This is a genomic window from Enterobacter sp. DC1, assembly GCF_000568075.1.
In the GTDB taxonomy this organism is placed as follows: domain Bacteria; phylum Pseudomonadota; class Gammaproteobacteria; order Enterobacterales; family Enterobacteriaceae; genus Enterobacter; species Enterobacter asburiae.
Genome location: NZ_AZUA01000003.1, coordinates 275970 through 292051, shown reverse-complemented (window position 1 = coordinate 292051; position 16082 = coordinate 275970). Strand labels below are relative to the sequence as shown.

General features: G+C 56.1%; 19 protein-coding genes. 8 read left to right on the top strand and 11 right to left on the bottom strand.

Features of this window, described 5'->3' with window-relative positions; all coding sequences use genetic code 11:
* Positions 1–73: 73 nt before the first annotated feature.
* The 5 genes from P346_RS10295 to P346_RS10315 are packed head-to-tail and all read right to left on the bottom strand — an operon-like array spanning position 74 to position 5457.
* Complete coding sequence (locus P346_RS10295; protein WP_032659991.1) at positions 74–1051, bottom strand: ABC transporter ATP-binding protein; 978 nt, start codon at positions 1049–1051, stop codon at positions 74–76.
* Positions 1048–2025 (bottom strand): ABC transporter ATP-binding protein, encoded by a 978-nt coding sequence (locus P346_RS10300; protein ID WP_032659990.1) that lies wholly within the window; start codon positions 2023–2025, stop codon positions 1048–1050. Before P346_RS10300 ends, P346_RS10295 begins: the two co-directional genes overlap by 4 nt.
* A complete protein-coding gene (locus P346_RS10305; RefSeq protein WP_032659988.1) occupies positions 2018–2863 on the bottom strand; it encodes an ABC transporter permease in 846 nt (281 codons plus the stop codon). The genes P346_RS10300 and P346_RS10305 overlap by 8 nt, the downstream gene beginning before the upstream one ends.
* A 5-nt stretch (positions 2864–2868) precedes the next feature.
* Positions 2869–3822 carry an ABC transporter permease gene (locus P346_RS10310; RefSeq protein ID WP_010435561.1) on the bottom strand — a complete coding sequence of 318 codons (954 nt, stop codon included), beginning with the start codon at positions 3820–3822 and terminating at the stop codon, positions 2869–2871.
* A 45-nt stretch (positions 3823–3867) separates the two neighbouring features.
* Positions 3868–5457 carry an ABC transporter substrate-binding protein gene (locus tag P346_RS10315; RefSeq protein WP_032659986.1) on the bottom strand — a complete coding sequence of 530 codons (1590 nt, stop codon included), beginning with the start codon at positions 5455–5457 and terminating at the stop codon, positions 3868–3870.
* Positions 5458–5702: 245 nt separating this feature from the next.
* Here P346_RS10315 and yghU point away from each other — a divergent pair, with 245 nt between their 5' ends.
* From yghU to P346_RS10335, 4 genes are all read left to right on the top strand, one after another.
* A complete protein-coding gene (gene yghU / locus P346_RS10320; protein WP_032659984.1) occupies positions 5703–6569 on the top strand; it encodes a glutathione-dependent disulfide-bond oxidoreductase in 867 nt (288 codons plus the stop codon).
* Between the two features lie 160 nt (positions 6570–6729).
* Entirely contained in the window at positions 6730–7062 is a 333-nt protein-coding gene (locus P346_RS10325) for a glycine zipper domain-containing protein (RefSeq protein WP_008499797.1), read from the top strand.
* 193 nt (positions 7063–7255) lie between these two features.
* The gene (locus P346_RS10330) at positions 7256–7588 is read left to right on the top strand and encodes a type II toxin-antitoxin system RelE/ParE family toxin (RefSeq protein ID WP_032659979.1); all 333 of its coding nucleotides are present in this window, start codon (positions 7256–7258) and stop codon (positions 7586–7588) included.
* Between the two features lie 12 nt (positions 7589–7600).
* Positions 7601–7927, top strand: a complete 327-nt coding sequence (locus P346_RS10335) for a helix-turn-helix domain-containing transcriptional regulator (RefSeq protein ID WP_032640599.1) — start codon at positions 7601–7603, stop codon at positions 7925–7927.
* A gap of 122 nt (positions 7928–8049) precedes the next feature.
* Here P346_RS10335 and P346_RS10340 read toward each other — a convergent pair whose 3' ends face one another.
* Positions 8050–8304 carry a hypothetical protein gene (locus tag P346_RS10340; RefSeq protein WP_029740719.1) on the bottom strand — a complete coding sequence of 85 codons (255 nt, stop codon included), beginning with the start codon at positions 8302–8304 and terminating at the stop codon, positions 8050–8052.
* Between the two features lie 127 nt (positions 8305–8431).
* Complete coding sequence (locus P346_RS10345; protein WP_032659976.1) at positions 8432–9979, bottom strand: methyl-accepting chemotaxis protein; 1548 nt, start codon at positions 9977–9979, stop codon at positions 8432–8434.
* Positions 9980–10210: 231 nt separating this feature from the next.
* Here P346_RS10345 and P346_RS10350 point away from each other — a divergent pair, with 231 nt between their 5' ends.
* On the top strand, positions 10211–11251 hold the full coding sequence (locus tag P346_RS10350) for an aldo/keto reductase (RefSeq protein ID WP_032659975.1): 1041 nt from the start codon (positions 10211–10213) through the stop codon (positions 11249–11251).
* A gap of 93 nt (positions 11252–11344) precedes the next feature.
* Here P346_RS10350 and P346_RS10355 read toward each other — a convergent pair whose 3' ends face one another.
* Entirely contained in the window at positions 11345–11833 is a 489-nt protein-coding gene (locus P346_RS10355; protein WP_023309169.1) for a TIGR00645 family protein, read from the bottom strand.
* Between the two features lie 81 nt (positions 11834–11914).
* Positions 11915–12418, bottom strand: coding sequence for an ESA_00282 family adhesion-associated protein (locus P346_RS10360; protein WP_023309170.1), 504 nt, complete (start codon positions 12416–12418; stop codon positions 11915–11917).
* Positions 12419–12521: 103 nt separating this feature from the next.
* Between P346_RS10360 and P346_RS10365 the strand changes: the two genes are divergently transcribed.
* Positions 12522–12926 (top strand): hypothetical protein, encoded by a 405-nt coding sequence (locus tag P346_RS10365; RefSeq protein WP_032659974.1) that lies wholly within the window; start codon positions 12522–12524, stop codon positions 12924–12926.
* Between the two features lies 1 nt (position 12927).
* Positions 12928–13377: a hypothetical protein gene (locus tag P346_RS10370; RefSeq protein ID WP_032659963.1), complete on the top strand. Its 450-nt coding sequence runs from the start codon at positions 12928–12930 to the stop codon at positions 13375–13377.
* Positions 13378–13419: 42 nt separating this feature from the next.
* Here the strand turns inward: P346_RS10370 and exbD are convergent, their stop codons facing one another.
* Together exbD and exbB are read right to left on the bottom strand one after the other, a co-directional pair.
* Complete coding sequence (gene exbD, locus P346_RS10375; RefSeq protein ID WP_023309173.1) at positions 13420–13845, bottom strand: TonB system transport protein ExbD; 426 nt, start codon at positions 13843–13845, stop codon at positions 13420–13422.
* A gap of 4 nt (positions 13846–13849) precedes the next feature.
* Complete coding sequence (gene exbB / locus P346_RS10380) at positions 13850–14581, bottom strand: tol-pal system-associated acyl-CoA thioesterase (protein WP_023309174.1); 732 nt, start codon at positions 14579–14581, stop codon at positions 13850–13852.
* Positions 14582–14832: 251 nt separating this feature from the next.
* On the opposite strand from exbB, the gene metC reads away from it, so the two are divergent.
* On the top strand, positions 14833–16020 hold the full coding sequence (gene metC / locus P346_RS10385) for a cystathionine beta-lyase (RefSeq protein WP_032659960.1): 1188 nt from the start codon (positions 14833–14835) through the stop codon (positions 16018–16020).
* Positions 16021–16082: the final 62 nt, after the last annotated feature.

Here is a 16082-nt window from a genome sequence, read left to right as displayed (position 1 = left end):
CGCCTTATCCGGCCTACAAAACACAAAACCCTGTAGGTCGGGTAAGCGAAGCGCCACCCGACACGTTTAAGGCTCAAATCTTAAACAGCCAGCACGCCGCGAAATGCCCGGGTGCAATCTCCTGCATGGCAGGTTCCTGCGTCTGGCACACCGGCATGGCGTGCGGGCAGCGGCTGCAGAACTTACAGCCCGGCAGCGCGGACGTGGGGCCTGGAATGTCGCCGCGCAGGGTGGCGTCTTCGAGATTGCGGATGCGCGGATCGGGCTGGGGAACCGCCGCCAGCAGCGCGCGGGTGTAAGGGTGCGCCGGACGCTGGTACAGTTCATTCGCCGGGGCCACCTCCACCAGTTTACCCAGATACATCACCCCAATGCGGCTGGAGATATGGCGCACCATGGAGAGATCGTGGGCGATGAACAGGTAGGTTAGCCCCAGCTCCTGCTGCAGATCCTGCAAAATATTCACCACCTGCGCCTGCACCGAAACGTCCAGCGCCGAGAGCGGCTCATCGCACAGCACAAATTCAGGATGCACGGACAACGCGCGGGCGATACTGATCCGCTGACGCTGACCGCCGCTGAACTCATGCGGGAACCGTTCAAGGTGTTCGTGCTTCAGCCCCACTTTGTAGAGCAGCGTTTCCGTACGTTCCCGCTGTTCTTCGCGGCTGTAGCCGTGGATCTGCATCGGCTCGGCCACCAGCTGTCGCACCGTCATTCCGGGGTTGAGCGAGGAGTAAGGATCCTGAAAAATCGCCTGCATCCGCTTGCGCAGCGGCTTGAGCTCTCTTTCGCGGGCGTGCGCGATCGCCTGCCCGGCAAAGTGGATCTCGCCCGAGGTGATATCAAAAAGACGCAGGATGGCGCGCCCGAGGGTGGATTTTCCGCAGCCGGACTCCCCCACCAGGCCAAACGTCTCGCCGGGCTGGATATCAAAGCTCACGCCGTCAACCGCCTTCACGGCCACGCCTTTACGCAGCAAACCGCCGCTAAGCGGATAGTGCTTGCGCAGATCGCGCACGCTCACTAATGGCGCCTGTTGTTCATTCATGCCTGAATCTCCTTATCGGCCCATAGCCAGCAGGCGGCGCGATGGCCCTCTCCGGCGATGTAAAAGGCGGGCTGTCGTTCACACTGGGGCATGCGCTTCGGACAGCGTTCCGCGAACGGACATCCCGGCGGCGGGTTAAGCAGGCCGGGCGGCGAACCTTCAATCGGCGATAAACGCTGATTGACCTCATCCGGACGCGGCAGCGAGGCCAGCAGCCCCTGGGTGTAAGGATGCGCAGGGCGATAAAAAATGTCCTCCACGCTGCCCTCCTCCATCACCAGCCCGCCGTACATCACCACCACGCGGCTGCAGACCTGCGCCACCACGCCGAGATCGTGAGTGATCAGCAAAATCGCGGTCCGGGTCTGCTGTTGCAGACTTTTCAGCAGGCGCAGGATCTGCGCCTGAATGGTCACGTCCAGCGCGGTGGTCGGCTCATCGGCAATAAGAAGCTTCGGGTTGCAGGAGAGCGCAATGGCGATCATCACCCGCTGGCGCATCCCGCCGCTGAACTCGTGGGGATACTGGTCGTATCGACGTTCCGCCTCGGCAATGCCTACCTGTTCCAGCATGGCGATCGCCGCCGCTTTGGCCGCTTTTTTGGCCAGCCCTTTGTTGCGCATCAGGATCTCAGACATCTGCTTGCCGATGGTCAACACCGGGTTCAGGGCGGTCATCGGATCCTGAAAAATCATCGCGATCTCGTTGCCGCGAATGGTGCGCATCTGCGCGGGCGTTTTCTGCGCCAGATCCTCATTCTGGAAGCGGATGCTGCCGCCGGTTATCCGTCCGTTGCTCCCCAGAAGCTGGATAATCGACTTACAGGTGACGCTTTTCCCGCAGCCCGATTCGCCGACGATGCCGACGAGTTCCCCCGGCTGAACCTGAAAGCTCACGCCACGCACCGCGTGAACCTCGCCCTCGCGGGTGCGGAACGTGGTTTGCAGGTTCTCAAGCGCTAATAAGTTACTCATCGCGATTCGCTCCAGGCTCAAAGGCGGTACGGAACACATCGCCCAGCACGTTAAAGCTGAACACCGTCAGCAGGATCAGAATGCCGGGGAACATCGCCAGCCACGACGCTTCGCCAATATAAGACTGCGCGTTGTTAAGCATGCTTCCCCACGACGCCGCGGGCGCCTGCACGCCCAGCCCTAAGAAGCTGAGCGTTGACTCCATCAGAATGGCCGAGGCGATATTGAGCGTGGCCGCCACGATAATGGTCGGCAGCACGCCGGGAATGATGTGGCGCGCGATAATGCGCAGCGGATGCTCTCCCGACGCGCGGGCATAAAGCACGTACTCGCGCTCTTTCACCGACAGGGTTTCAGCACGCACCAGACGCGACATGTTCATCCACGTCAGGAGGCTGATAATCAGAATGATATTATCCACGCCCGGCTTAAGGTAAGCATTCACCACCAGCAGCAGGAAGAAGGCCGGAATGGCCATCAGGATATCCACGGCGCGCATCATCAGGTTATCCAGCCAGCCGCCAAAATAGCCGCTCACCGTTCCCACCACCGTGCCGATCAGCGTGGAAAAAAGCATGGCGAGAAAACCGACCATCAGGGAGATCTGGCCGCCATACAGCGCGCGGGTGAAGTAGTCGCGGCCATACTCGTCGGTGCCAAACCAGTGCGCGGCATCCGGCGGCAGCGTGCGCGCGCCGAGCGCCATCCGATCCGGATCGTACGGGCTTAAGCCCGCACAGAGCGCGGCGACAACAAAAATAAAAAGCACAAACAGAGAGAACTGCGCCGGACGGTTGCGGCGCAGCTGGTGACGAACCTGCTGCCAGCGGCTGCTCATCCGGGTTACCTCAGCGTACGAATGCGTGGATCGGCGAAGCGATAAAGCACGTCGGCGATCAGGTTACCGACGATCAGCATCATCGACGAGAGCATGATGATCGCCATAATCAGCGGGTAGTCCAGCGAGGCGATCGACTGGATCCCGAGCAGCCCCATCCCCGGCCAGGAGAAGACGCTTTCCGTCACATAGGCCCCCACAATCAGCTCGCCGAACGACAGGCCGAACAGGGTGATCACCGGCAGCAGCACGTTTTTCAGCACGTGGCGGAACAGAATACTGGAACGCGTGGCGCCGTAGGCAAGCTGGGTCTGCACGTAGTCAGCGGAGAGCTGCGAGATGGTGTTGGAGCGGATGTAGCGCACGTAGCTGGAGAGGTTGTAGAACGTGAGGGCAATACACGGCAGCACGCCGTGACGCAGCAGATCCAGCCCGTTGTCCTCCATGCCGATGGTGCGCATCCCCATGCTGGGGAACCAGTTAAGCTGCACGGCAAAAACGGTGATGAGCAAAATGCCGAACCAGAAAATCGGTACCGAGATGCCGATATAGGCGAATAAATTGAGCAGATGATCCAGCCAGCGGTGCTTAAATGCCCCCGCCAGCAGCCCCAGCGGGATCGCCAGCACGATCGCCATCAGCAGCGACGCGCCCATCAGCCCCAGCGTGGCCGGAATGCGTTCGCCGATCATCTCCAGCACCGGGCGGTGGTAGATCAGCGAATAGCCGAGATCGCCCTGCAGGACGTTTTTCAGCCACAGGACGTACTGCGTGACCAGCGGCTTATCCAGCCCCAGGCTCTGGCGAATACGCTCGATATCTTCCGGGGCCATGCGCGGCGTAATGTACGCCGCCACCGGATCGCCGGGCGCGAGCTTGACCAGCAGAAACGCCACCAGTGAAATAAAGAACAGCATCGGCAGCAATTGCAGCAGCCGACGCGTGAGGAGTGTGTTCACGACATGCCCTTACCAAGGCCCCGACCTGACGGCCGGGGCAATCACTTATTTCTGATAGATTTTTGACAGATCCTGGAACAGATAGACCGGTTTCGGCTCTGCCTCCTGGGTGCCGCCGAAGCGCTTGTCCACCGCGACGGTCGCATTGGTGTAGGCAATCGGATAGTAGGTCATGTCGCTCGCCACGGTCTGCTGAATTTGCTTGTAGATATCGGCACGTTTCGCGGCGTCGGTTTCCACTGCGCCTTTATCCCACAGCGCATCAAACTGCGGGTTTTTGTAGTGCGCGTAATTATAGGCTTCGTTGCTCATGAACAGCGATTTGTAACCGTCCGGCTCTGAGCCCATGATGTAGCCGCCGAGGTTCAGCTCCCACGCGGTGTTGTTCATATCGAGGCTGCGCTGAGACATGGCGTTGGAGTCCAGCGGCATCAGCTCCACGTTCACCCCAATGCCCTTCAGCGCCTGCTGAATATAGAGCGCCATGCTCTCCTGGGTTTTGTTGGTGTTCACATACGCCAGGCGCAGCTTGAGGTTGTCCGGCGCGCCGGACGTCTTCAGCAGGTCTTTGGCTTTTTGCAGATCGAATTTGTACTGTTCAACGTCATCCGTCTTGTAAAGCGTATCCGGCGTCAGGAACGAGGTCGCCGGTTTAGCGTAGTCCAGCGAGGTAAACGCGGTCTGGGTGAGCTCGTCCTTGTTGATGGCATACGCGATGGCCTGGCGCAGCGCTTTGCTCTTCATCACCGGCACGTTCTGGTTGAACGTCATATAGGCCAGACGGCCTTCCGGATAGACCACGAAGTCAAACTTACCGGTATTTTTCAGGCGGTTCACGTCCTGCGGGTCAACCATCTTGAGGTTGATTTCCCCATTTTGCAGCGCAAGGTTGGCGGCGTTGCTGTCTTTGGCGAAACGATAGGTGACCGAATCAAGCTTCGCTTTGCCGTTCCAGTAATCGTCAAAACGGGTCAGGGCGTAATACTGCCCGGCGCGATACTCCTTAAATTTGAACGGCCCGGAGCCTACCGGCGCATCGTTTTTGGTGCTCTTTTCCAGGTCGCCTTCACCGGCGAACACGTGCTGCGGAATCGGGTAGATCTGTACCAGGGTGCCGGTAAAGGCGGCGCTGACCTGCGGTAAGGTGAACTTAACGGTGCGCTCATCCACCTTGCTCACCTCAACAGGCTTGCCGCCGTAGGTGAACATGCTGCGGAAGAAGCTGTGCTGTTTGGCATCCAGCAGCTTATTGAAGGTAAAGACCACGTCGTCCGCCGTCAGCGGCTGGCCGTCCTGCCATTTGAGGTTGGGTTTTAACGTCAGGGTATAGCTCAGGTTGTCGGCGGAAGGCGTCAGGCTTTCCGCCAGGCCCCACTCAATGTTGCCGTTATTAAAGCTGTACAGCGGGGCATAGAGCGCCTGCATGATCGTTAACGTCGTACGGTCGCTGGCATAGAGCGGATTAACGGCTAACGGGTCGCCGGAGGTAATTCCAATAATTAGCGAACCGCCCTCTTTTGGCGCGTCGTTTTTTGCCGCAGCCGCACTGTTTGTCTCTTTATTTTTCGCATCATCACAGCCAGCCAGGCCTAACGCGAGCGAAACCACCACCGCCGATAACAGAAGCTTGCGCATCTGACTAACTCCTTGCCTTATAAAGTGTTTATTACTGCATCTTTTATTTATGTTGAAGCATCATATTCAGCTTTATCGGTTTACGCATTAATTATGAAAATGCGATTTTCGATTAAGCTTATGCCGGATTTGATATATATAAGCGCCTGAAGGAATAGCGGCAGATCGATTACGCTCAGTTCGTTAAACGCTTCATAAATCTCCTGCTACACTGCCTCAACACATCACTCAAAAGGCAGGCCAACATGTCAGACAACACGTATCAGCCACCAAAAGTGTGGGAATGGAAAAAGAACGGCGGCGGCGCGTTCGCCAACATCAACCGCCCGATTTCCGGCGCGACCCATGAGAAGGATTTGCCCGTGGGCTCCCACCCGCTGCAGCTATACTCTCTCGGGACACCGAACGGTCAGAAAGTGACGATCATGCTTGAAGAGCTGCTGGCGCTGGGCGTGACGGGCGCCGAGTACGACGCATGGTTGATCCGCATCGGCGAGGGCGATCAGTTCTCCAGCGGGTTTGTAGACGTGAACCCGAACTCGAAAATACCGGCGCTTCGCGACCACTCCACGAACCCGCCAACGCGCGTGTTTGAGTCCGGCAATATCCTGCTCTACCTGGCAGAGAAATTCGGTCACTTCCTGCCGAAAGATCCGGCGGGACGTACCGAGACCCTGAACTGGCTGTTCTGGCTGCAGGGCGCGGCGCCGTTCCTCGGCGGCGGTTTTGGCCACTTCTACAACTATGCCCCGGTGAAAATTGAGTACGCGATTGACCGCTTCACCATGGAAGCCAAGCGCCTGTTCGACGTGCTGGATAAACAGCTGGCGCGCGGCCGCTACGTGGCGGGTGAAGAGTACACCATCGCGGATATCGCCATCTGGCCGTGGTTCGGCTGCGTGGCGCTGGGCAGCGTGTATAACGCCGCCGAGTTCCTCGACGCCGGGAAGTACACTAACGTCCAGCGCTGGGCGAAAGACGTGGCGAATCGCCATGCCGTTAAGCGCGGCCGTATCGTTAACCGCACCAGCGGCGAGCTGAACGAGCAGCTCCACGAGCGCCACGCGGCGAGCGACTTCGATACCAATACGGAAGATAAGCGTCAGGCGTAATGTTCCGCCGGGCGGATCCCCGCCCGGCAACTGAGATCCCTGCCCAGGGCATGATTAGCTTAAAGGTTGAGCCGGTATTGCTGGCACTATCTGGACGTTTTTCTCGCGTCTGAGAGTGAGAAATGACGTCTCAACCGACAGCAGTCACAAAGGATCTGTTATGAAACTTATTAAAACAACGCTGGTTATCAGCGCCCTCATTTTTTCCACCTCGGGAATGGCCATCGACAAAACCGCCGCTGGCGCCGTAGCAGGCGCGGCCATTGGTGCGGCCACGGGCAAAGATCTGAAATCGACCGTTGGCGGCGCCGTCGTGGGCGCAGGCACCGGTGCCATGTTCAAAAACGGCGACAAAGGTAAAGCCGCGCGTAAGGGTGGCGCGGTAGGTGCTGCCGTGGGCGCAGGTGCCGCGGCGGTTACCGGCAAGAGCGTGCTGAAAGGTGCGGCCGTTGGTGCGGGCACGGGCGCGCTGATTGGTGAAGCGACGCACTGATTAATACAGCCGGGCAGCGCTCTTCGAGCCCGGCCTCGTTGTTATGCAGTAATCCCTCCGCACAAGGTCTCAAATTTTTGCGATCCGCTTTCAGAAATCACATCTTCCCCACTGCCACAACCCTGTGAACAGTTGCCTGTCGTAGCCTGAAGATTACAATGCATTTGCTTATCGTAAACTACAGGCTACAATAATGGCTAAGGTCAAACACTACATCACAGCAGACGGGTACGACCCTTTTGATGCCTATCTGAGAAGTGTGAAAGATCCCATAGCAAAAGCCATGATTGCTACACGTGTCGCCAGAATGTCTACGGGTAACTATGGTGATTGCAAGCCATGCAGAGAGGGTGTTTCAGAACTCAGGATTGACCAGGGGCCGGGTTACCGCGTCTATTTCAGCGAAGTCTTCGATCCGGCAGATGGCGCAGTGAGTCTGGTGCTATTGACCGGAACGAAAAAAAAGCAAAATGCAGATATTGAACGGGCCGTTGAGTACCTCAACGACTACAAGCGCAGGATATAAGAGGAAATCGGAATGGCTAAATCAGTACTTCATGATGACGCAATGGTACAGCTCCTGAAAGATTCTCCGGATTTCGCGCCCGTATATCTTCATCAGGCTTTCATTGAAATTGACGAGCCCGGAGGCTATGAGGCGTTCATGCTGGCTTTACGACATGTTATTGAAGCCTCTGGCGGGATGACCGTCATTGCTAAACGTGCAGGCATTTCTCGCGAATCACTCTATAAATCACTCTCACCAAACGGTAACCCCTCATTTAAGCGTATCGCAGAAGTGGCATCTGCAACGGGATACCCGATTTCCCGAATTGCAGCTGCAGGGTTAAACGCACCAGCGTGAGACGCGCGTCAAAATACGCCCGAAAGTGCTAGCCGGACGAAGCATCAATGACGATCGTCATACTCAAACGCTATTGGAAAAGGCGGTAAAAGACATACCTGCATGCCGCCTCACCTGTTGCATTAATACTTAATGTCCCGCGCTTTTTGTCTTCCGGACTGTTTCATCTGACGCTTGTCCTGACGGCAGTCGTGATTACTCTGGTTATTGTTCGCCACGCAGGTCTGCTTCACCTGCCGCGACGCGTCGCGGGTTTCCTGCCTGACATCACGCGCCACGCGCCGCTCCTGCGCCTGCTGGGTCGCACTGGCAGAAACTGAGAACAGCATCAGAAGAATGAAAGAAAGGACAGGAATGACAGATAACGATCTGTTCATAGCAACACCTCGAAGAAGAGAGCCCAGAACGTCAGGGGGGTTAGCAAAAGAATAGCAGTTTCAGAAGGGGCTGAATGGGTAAGGCGTTAATAATATAAGGCCGCACAAGGCGGCCTTATACGTTGCGTTATGCCGTCAGGCGGAACTTCTGCACCGAGCGCTGAAGATCTTCGGTCTGGCGCTCCAGCGCCGCCGCCGCGGCAGAAACTTCTTCAACCAGCGAGGCGTTTTGCTGGGTCACGCCGTCCATCTGGGTAATGGCAATCCCGACCTGCGAAATCCCCTTGCTTTGCTCCTCAGAGGCGGAAGCGATTTGCTTCATGATGGTTGTCACTTCCGTCACGTCGCGCAAAATCGCATCCATGGTTGTGCCGGTGTCGCTCACCAGCTGCGCCCCCTGCTCTACGCGGGAAACGGAGTCGGTAATCAGCCCCTCAATCTCTTTGGCCGCGTTGGCGCTGCGGCTTGCCAGGTTGCGAACTTCGCCTGCCACTACCGCGAAGCCACGCCCCTGTTCACCCGCGCGCGCCGCTTCAACCGCCGCATTGAGTGCCAGAATATTGGTCTGGAAGGCAATGCTGTTGATCACGTTGGTGATTTCAGCAATTTTCTTCGAGCTTTCCGAAATCCCGCTCATGGTGGTCACCACCTCTTCCACCAGCGAGCCGCCGCGGCTGGCGGTGGTTGAGGCCACATCGGCCAGCTGGCTGGCCTGACGCGCGCTTTCCGCGTTCAGTTTCACCGTGGCGGTCAGCTGTTCCATGCTGGCTGCCGTCTCTTCCAGCGCAGCCGCCTGCTCTTCGGTACGGGAAGAGAGGTCGTTGTTACCGCTGGAGATTTCCGTCGCGCCGCGCCAGATATTCTCACTGCCGGAGCGAATCGTACTGACCGCTTCGCGCAGGCTGTCCTGCATAGCGCTCAGCAGCGGCACCAGCTGCCCCACGCAGTTACGACCGAACGGCTCAATGGGCTGGCTGAGATCGCCCTGGGCAATCTGGCGGAACTGCTGGCGAATGCGAGCCAGCGGTTTGACCAGCATCGCCACCAGGTAACGGTCGGTGAAAAGCAGGATCAGCAGGCCGATAATCGTGGCGACGATTATCACCGTGCGGGTCATGCTTGTCAGGCCGTCCACCACCACGCGGGTGCTGTCGAGCGACTTCGCGGCGGCATTGTTGAACGCCTCGGCGGCCGCGCCGAACGCCCGGCTCAGCGGCGGCGTGACGTTGTTGGCCTGCTGGCGATACCCCTCCAGAGCCCCCTGCTTCGCCTGCTGCATTTGCGGCGTGACGCCCTGTTCGAGCAGCGCCTGCCAGGAGCCGATCACCCGGGAAGAGATCTGCTCATCCATCGGGCCTGGGGAGATCGCTTTCATCTCGGCCAGTTTTTTGCCCATGTTATCCAACGCCTGTTGGGCAGAGGACAGATCCGGCGTGCCGCCTGCGGCTTTGACTTCCATCGCACGGCTCAGACGGGTTACAAAGCGGAAATATTGATCGTTACCCTGGCTGAGTACCGTCATCTGTTTAACCAGCTGGCGGTCGACTTCATTGCCATCTGAAACGCGAGAAAGGGACCAGGTGCTGTACAACCCAACGCCCGCCCACATTAAACAAAAGATCCCGAGAATCGTCAGCATGACGAAACGGATCGTGAAATTACGGAGCATATTCATAAGTCTTCCTTGCCGTGAGGGTGAGTTCGCCCAGAGGCGAGTACTACTCTCGTTATCGGCAGGAACGAGGGAAATTATAACGTTTTGTGATCATTTTTAATTAGCGTGGCTTCACTGGTCGCACAGCTACCGTTAACCATTATGCCCGCGCTTAGTGATGTCATTTGCGATGTGATAAGTTCAGAATGAAAACGTTGTTTCGAAAAATTCATTAATAAGAAAGGAGACATCATGTCCTGGCACCCTTACCCCGGCCGCTATGAGAGTATGCAATATCGTTATTGCGGGAAAAGTGGCCTGCGCCTGCCCGCGCTGTCGCTGGGACTGTGGCATAGCTTCGGCCACGTCCAGCCTCTTGATGCCCAGCGCGCGCTGCTGCGAAAAGCCTTCGACCTCGGCATCACCCATTTCGATCTCGCCAATAACTATGGCCCGCCGCCGGGCAGCGCGGAGGAGAATTTCGGCCGCCTGCTGCGTGAGGACTTTGCCGCGTACCGCGACGAGCTGATTATCTCCACCAAGGCGGGTTACGACATGTGGCCGGGGCCGTACGGTTCGGGCGGTTCACGCAAATATCTGCTTGCCAGCCTCGACCAGAGCCTGAAGCGTCTGGGGGTTGAGTATGTGGATATTTTCTACTCCCACCGCGTGGATGAAAACACGCCGATGGAAGAGACGGCCTCTGCGCTGGCCCACGCCGTGCAGAGCGGCAAAGCGCTGTATGTCGGCATTTCCTCCTACTCTACCGAGCGCACGCAGAAAATGGCCGAGCTGCTGCGCGAGTGGAAGATCCCGCTGCTGATCCACCAGCCGTCCTATAACCTGCTTAACCGCTGGGTCGATAAGACCGGCTTGCTGGATGCGCTGGAAGCAAACGGTACGGGGTGTATTGCCTTCACCCCGCTGGCGCAGGGGCTGCTGACCGGAAAATACCTGAACGGTATTCCTGAAGGTTCACGCATGCAGCGCGAAGGGAATAAAGCGCGCGGCCTGACGCAGAAGATGCTGACCGACGCCAACCTGAGCAGCCTTCGCCTGCTGAATGAGATGGCACAGGCGCGCGGACAAACGATGGCGCAGATGGCGCTAAGCTGGCTGCTGAAAGATGCGCGCGTGACGTCCGTGCTGATTGGCGCAAGCCGCCCGGAACAGCTGGAAGAGAACGTTCAGGCGCTGGAAAACCTGCGCTTTACGGAGGACGAACTCAAGCGGATTGACCAGCATGTTGCGGATGGGGAGTTGAATCTGTGGCAGGCGTCGTCGGATAAATAGTGCGGTCTGATGCCTTCACCCCGGCCCTCTCCCACAGGGAGAGGGCGCTAACTATTCCCTCTCCCTGTGGGAGAGGGTTAGGGTGAGGGGAAATTACTTCTTACTGATCTTATCCAGATACCCCATCACGAACGCAGACAGCACAAACGTCAGGTGGATGATGACGTACCACATCAGTTTGTTATCCGGCACGTTCTTCGCGTCCATAAACACGCGTAGCAGGTGGATAGAGGAGATCGCCACAATCGACGCGGCCACTTTATTCTTCAGCGACGAAGCATCCATTTTGCCCAGCCAGCTGAGCTTCTCTTTACGCTCGTCGATATCGAGCTGGGAGACAAAATTCTCGTAGCCGGAGAACATCACCATCACCAGCAACCCGCCCACCAGGGTCATGTCCACCAGCGACAGCAGAACCAGAATCAAATCCGCTTCGGCAATAGAAAAAATATTCGGCAGAACATGCCAGATTTCCTGAAAGAACTTAATCGTCAGCGCGATAAGTGCCAGCGAGAGGCCAAAATAGACAGGGGCCAGTATCCAGCGAGAGGCGTACATGGCATTTTCAAAAAAGCGTTCCATAAAGTCCTGTTTGCAAAAGAAACCAGCGCCCAGTATATCTCAACGGCGCTGGCTGTTTGCAATAACTCAACGGTACGTCACTCAGACGTTGTCCGGGTTAACCTCGGGACGTGCGTACTCCGGCCAGACAAGCGCCACCAGTTCAGGATAGGCTTCCAGACTGAACTCGCGAAAACACTGACGCAAATTTAATACGTCCAGATCGGAATAAGAGACCTTCTCGCCGTTAAGGCAGCGCTTTTTAATATTGTCATAATATTTATAGACTGCTGAATTCAGATCGCTACAGCGACGCTGCGCCTCAAACAGTCCGGGCGTGTCATTAATTTCCGACATTTTCATGCGCTTAATTGTCGCGTGTAAAAAGTCGATATATTCGTGGTTCACCCGCCAGTACCAGACAGGCGTAACGGAGTTCATCAATACAGAGAAATGGTCCTCCCCTTCCTCTTTTGTCATCAGTTCAGGTTGCGGGGGTTCACTGGTGTCTTTCGACACTTTTGTTTTATTGAACTCCTGCATCAATAAAAGCACACCAGCGGTCAGTAATAGTAATGTGATGACCGTAAAAAAGATGCTGTTCATGGGTAGGCTCCATTTTTTTTGATTTTAAATTTGCCTCATGATATTGTCAACGAATCTCACGCCTTTACCAACCCCACCCTGTTGAAAATAAAGGAAATTAAAAATGCTGCCCGACTATCTCGTCCCGGCTAAGTACCACATTACGCCTGTGGAACAGCAACCGACGGAAGCAGAAAAAGAGGCCAGTTTCACTCAGGGGAAAAGAAAGCTCTCTGATTTCGAGCCCGATATATTAATTGGTGTTTCCCGAACTGGCAAATCCCGAAATATGTTGCTGGAAGAGCACGATCGCCATATAAAAGACCGCTTATTTCGCGCCATAAAAATTGAAGCCTTTGTCCACCTGCTGAATGACCTGCAGGCCGAAGGTGAAATAGATGCCCAGAAACTAAGTCAAATAATAGCCGAAAAAACCGAAGAAATTAATGAGGCGGGCAATGAAATTTGGCTTAATTTAATTACGCGCGAAAAAAACAACCCAATTTTTTATAGCCTGGGGGAAGATTAACGTGAAAGAAGTTAAAAACAACGACGTTTATTTGACTTTAGATGATAAAAAAAGTGATGAATTTATCTTAAAGCAAAATCTCGACGCACTGAGAAACACAAAAAATGACGAGATGACGCGTATTACACAAGACCTAGTATCGATCCCGGCGACGCTGGTTCGTCTGAAATGGCAGAATCGCCGTGAAATTTATCCGCTACAGGTCAAAGAAGAGATTTACGGTGCCGTGATGAACGCCATCATAGAACAGCGTCCCGAGCTGAAAGAGAAGCTTCTCGGACGTCTTGAGGCCAATTATCAGTATCTGCTTGCCAGAGAAATCGCCACCCTGCGTCTGACGCGCAAGCTGTCCGACGGCGAGTACCGTACCTCAAACGTCACCTGCGTGGCGCTGGATGAGGACGCGCTGGCAACCCCTTCTACCGCACCGACGGATAATAAAAACGCATAAACCGACAGGCATAAAAAAAGCCGGCTTTCGCCAGCTTCTTTATCACTTCGAGGCCGCTTTCTCTTCGCCGACCAGTCCAATCTTCAGGTAACCCGCCTGATGCAGCGTGTCCATTACCTTCATCATGGTTTCATAATCAACGGTTTTATCCGCACGGAAGAAGACCGTGGTGTCTTTCTTACCGCCCGTAAGCTGCTCCAGCGCCGGGATGACCGAGTCGGCCGTCACCGGGTCGTTCCCGAGGAACATGGATTTATCCGCCTTCACCGACAGGTAGATAGGCTTCTCCGGGCGCGGCTGGGGCTGGCTGGAAGAGGCAGGCAGATTCACCTTCACATCCACCGTCGCCAGCGGTGCGGCCACCATGAAGATAATCAGCAGAACCAGCATGACGTCGATAAACGGCGTCACGTTGATTTCATGCATTTCGCCGTTATCGTCCAGATTTTCGTTTAGACGCATCGCCATACTCTTAACCTGCGCGCAGTTTAGACGCCGCGTGCACCGGCTTAACCGAGCTGGCGTTCAGGTCGAGATCGCGGCTTTGCAGCAGCAGAACCTGCGCGGCAACGTCACCCAGCGTGGCTTTGTAGCTGCCAATCATACGCGCGAAGATGTTGTAGATAACCACCGCCGGGATAGCGGCAACCAGACCGATTGCCGTCGCCAGCAGCGCTTCTGCGATACCCGGCGCCACGACCGCCAGGTTGGTGGTTTGGGTCTGCGCGATACCGATAAAGCTGTTCATGATGCCCCAGACCGTACCGAAAAGACCGATGAACGGTGAGATCGCGCCGATGGTCGCCAGATAACCATTGCCGCGTCCCATGTGTCGGCCAACGGCCGCAACGCGACGCTCCAGGCGGAAACCGGTACGTTCTTTGATGCCTTCGTTATCTTCACTGCCAGCGGAGAGTTCCAGCTCGTTCTGTGCTTCATTCACTAACAGGGTGGTCAGGCTTTTCGCGTGGAAGGATGAGGTCATGTCTGCAGCCTGATCCAGAGAGCGGGCTTCGGCCAGCTGCTGCTGTTCGCGCTTAAGGCGGCGCTTCTGAGAAAGCAGCTCGGCGCTCTTGCTGAAGAAAATAGCCCAGGTGACAACGGACGCCAGAATCAGGCCGATCATCACAATCTTAACCACGATGTCAGCATGCTGATACATGCCCCAAACGGAGAGATCCGTCTGCATCAAATTATTACCCACTCTGTATCTCCAGGACGCAAATCACAAAATCTGAGCGTAATAATATCAAAACGTCGTCGAATTGATAGTAGTTCTCATTAGTATTTGCATGGTGCCGTAATTTTCGCTCACTTTCCTTGCGCTTACGCAGTAAAAATTTCTTATGCGAATTTTTGCTAATATTTTCTGCTTATTCGATAAGCCGCGGGGTGCAGTTTTTTCCAATCGTGGTAGTCTGGACGTCCAGACGTATAAAAACAGGGTTAGCGAACATGACAAAGAAGCATCTTGATACCACGCTGGTACAGGCAGGACGCAGCAAAAAATATACGCAGGGATCGGTCAACAGCGTGATTCAACGAGCCTCCTCGCTGGTGTTTGATACCGTTGAGGAGAAAAAAATCGCCACGCGCAACCGCGCGAAAGGCGGGCTGTTTTATGGCCGTCGCGGCACGCTAACCCATTTTTCTCTGCAGGAGGCGATGTGCGAGCTGGAAGGCGGCGCGGGATGCGCGCTGTTCCCGTGCGGGGCGGCTGCGGTCGCCAACACCATTCTGGCGTTTGTGGAACAGGACGACCATATCCTGATGACCAACACCGCCTACGAGCCCAGCCAGGACTTCTGCACCAAAATCCTCAGCAAGCTCGGCGTAACGACCGGCTGGTTCGACCCGCTGATTGGTGAAGGCATTGCCGAACTTATTCAGCCAAACACGCGCATTGTATTCCTGGAATCTCCGGGATCGCTCACCATGGAAGTTCACGATGTGCCGGCTATCGTGAAGGCCGTGCGCAGCAAAGCCCCAGAGGCGATCGTGATGATCGATAACACCTGGGCGGCTGGCGTGCTGTTTAAGGCCCTGGAGTTCGACATTGATATCTCGATTCAGGCGGCGACGAAATACCTGATAGGCCACTCTGACGGCATGATTGGCACCGCGGTCTCCAACGCGCGCTGCTGGGATCAGCTGCGTGAAAATGCCTACCTGATGGGCCAGATGGTGGATGCAGACACGGCCTACATGACCAGCCGCGGTATCCGCACGCTGGGCGTTCGCCTGCGTCAGCACCATGAAAGCAGCCTGAGGGTGGCCGAATGGCTGGCGCAGCATCCGCAGGTGGAGCGCGTGAATCACCCTGCGCTGCCGGGCAGTAAAGGCCACGAATTCTGGCAACGTGACTTTACGGGCAGCAGCGGCCTGTTCTCGTTCGTACTGAAGAAGCGGCTAAATAACGACGAGCTGGCGAGCTATCTGGATAATTTTACCCTCTTCAGCATGGCCTACTCCTGGGGCGGTTTTGAATCCCTGATCCTGCCTAATCAGCCGGAACAGGTTGCGGCTCTGCGTCCCGGCGGTGAAGTGGACTTCAGCGGTACCCTGATTCGACTGCATATCGGTTTAGAAAATGTTGACGATCTGATTGCCGATTTAGCAGCAGGGTTCGAGCGTATCGTGTAGAGTGCTGGCTGAAAATGTACTCTCTGGACGCTTTTGTGGACACGGCAATGAGAAAAGTCTGC

What these genes read in the sequence shown, in the direction of transcription:
- P346_RS10295 (WP_032659991.1), bottom strand. Translation starts at nt 1,051, where the DNA reads ATGAATGAACAACAGGCGCCATTAGTGAGCGTGCGCGATCTGCGCAAG.
- P346_RS10300 (WP_032659990.1), bottom strand. Translation starts at nt 2,025, where the DNA reads ATGAGTAACTTATTAGCGCTTGAGAACCTGCAAACCACGTTCCGCACC.
- P346_RS10305 (WP_032659988.1), bottom strand. Translation starts at nt 2,863, where the DNA reads ATGAGCAGCCGCTGGCAGCAGGTTCGTCACCAGCTGCGCCGCAACCGT.
- P346_RS10315 (WP_032659986.1), bottom strand. Translation starts at nt 5,457, where the DNA reads ATGCGCAAGCTTCTGTTATCGGCGGTGGTGGTTTCGCTCGCGTTAGGC.
- yghU (WP_032659984.1), top strand. Translation starts at nt 5,703, where the DNA reads ATGTCAGACAACACGTATCAGCCACCAAAAGTGTGGGAATGGAAAAAG.
- P346_RS10325 (WP_008499797.1), top strand. Translation starts at nt 6,730, where the DNA reads ATGAAACTTATTAAAACAACGCTGGTTATCAGCGCCCTCATTTTTTCC.
- P346_RS10330 (WP_032659979.1), top strand. Translation starts at nt 7,256, where the DNA reads ATGGCTAAGGTCAAACACTACATCACAGCAGACGGGTACGACCCTTTT.
- P346_RS10335 (WP_032640599.1), top strand. Translation starts at nt 7,601, where the DNA reads ATGGCTAAATCAGTACTTCATGATGACGCAATGGTACAGCTCCTGAAA.
- P346_RS10340 (WP_029740719.1), bottom strand. Translation starts at nt 8,304, where the DNA reads ATGAACAGATCGTTATCTGTCATTCCTGTCCTTTCTTTCATTCTTCTG.
- P346_RS10345 (WP_032659976.1), bottom strand. Translation starts at nt 9,979, where the DNA reads ATGAATATGCTCCGTAATTTCACGATCCGTTTCGTCATGCTGACGATT.
- P346_RS10350 (WP_032659975.1), top strand. Translation starts at nt 10,211, where the DNA reads ATGTCCTGGCACCCTTACCCCGGCCGCTATGAGAGTATGCAATATCGT.
- P346_RS10355 (WP_023309169.1), bottom strand. Translation starts at nt 11,833, where the DNA reads ATGGAACGCTTTTTTGAAAATGCCATGTACGCCTCTCGCTGGATACTG.
- P346_RS10360 (WP_023309170.1), bottom strand. Translation starts at nt 12,418, where the DNA reads ATGAACAGCATCTTTTTTACGGTCATCACATTACTATTACTGACCGCT.
- P346_RS10365 (WP_032659974.1), top strand. Translation starts at nt 12,522, where the DNA reads ATGCTGCCCGACTATCTCGTCCCGGCTAAGTACCACATTACGCCTGTG.
- exbD (WP_023309173.1), bottom strand. Translation starts at nt 13,845, where the DNA reads ATGGCGATGCGTCTAAACGAAAATCTGGACGATAACGGCGAAATGCAT.
- metC (WP_032659960.1), top strand. Translation starts at nt 14,833, where the DNA reads ATGACAAAGAAGCATCTTGATACCACGCTGGTACAGGCAGGACGCAGC.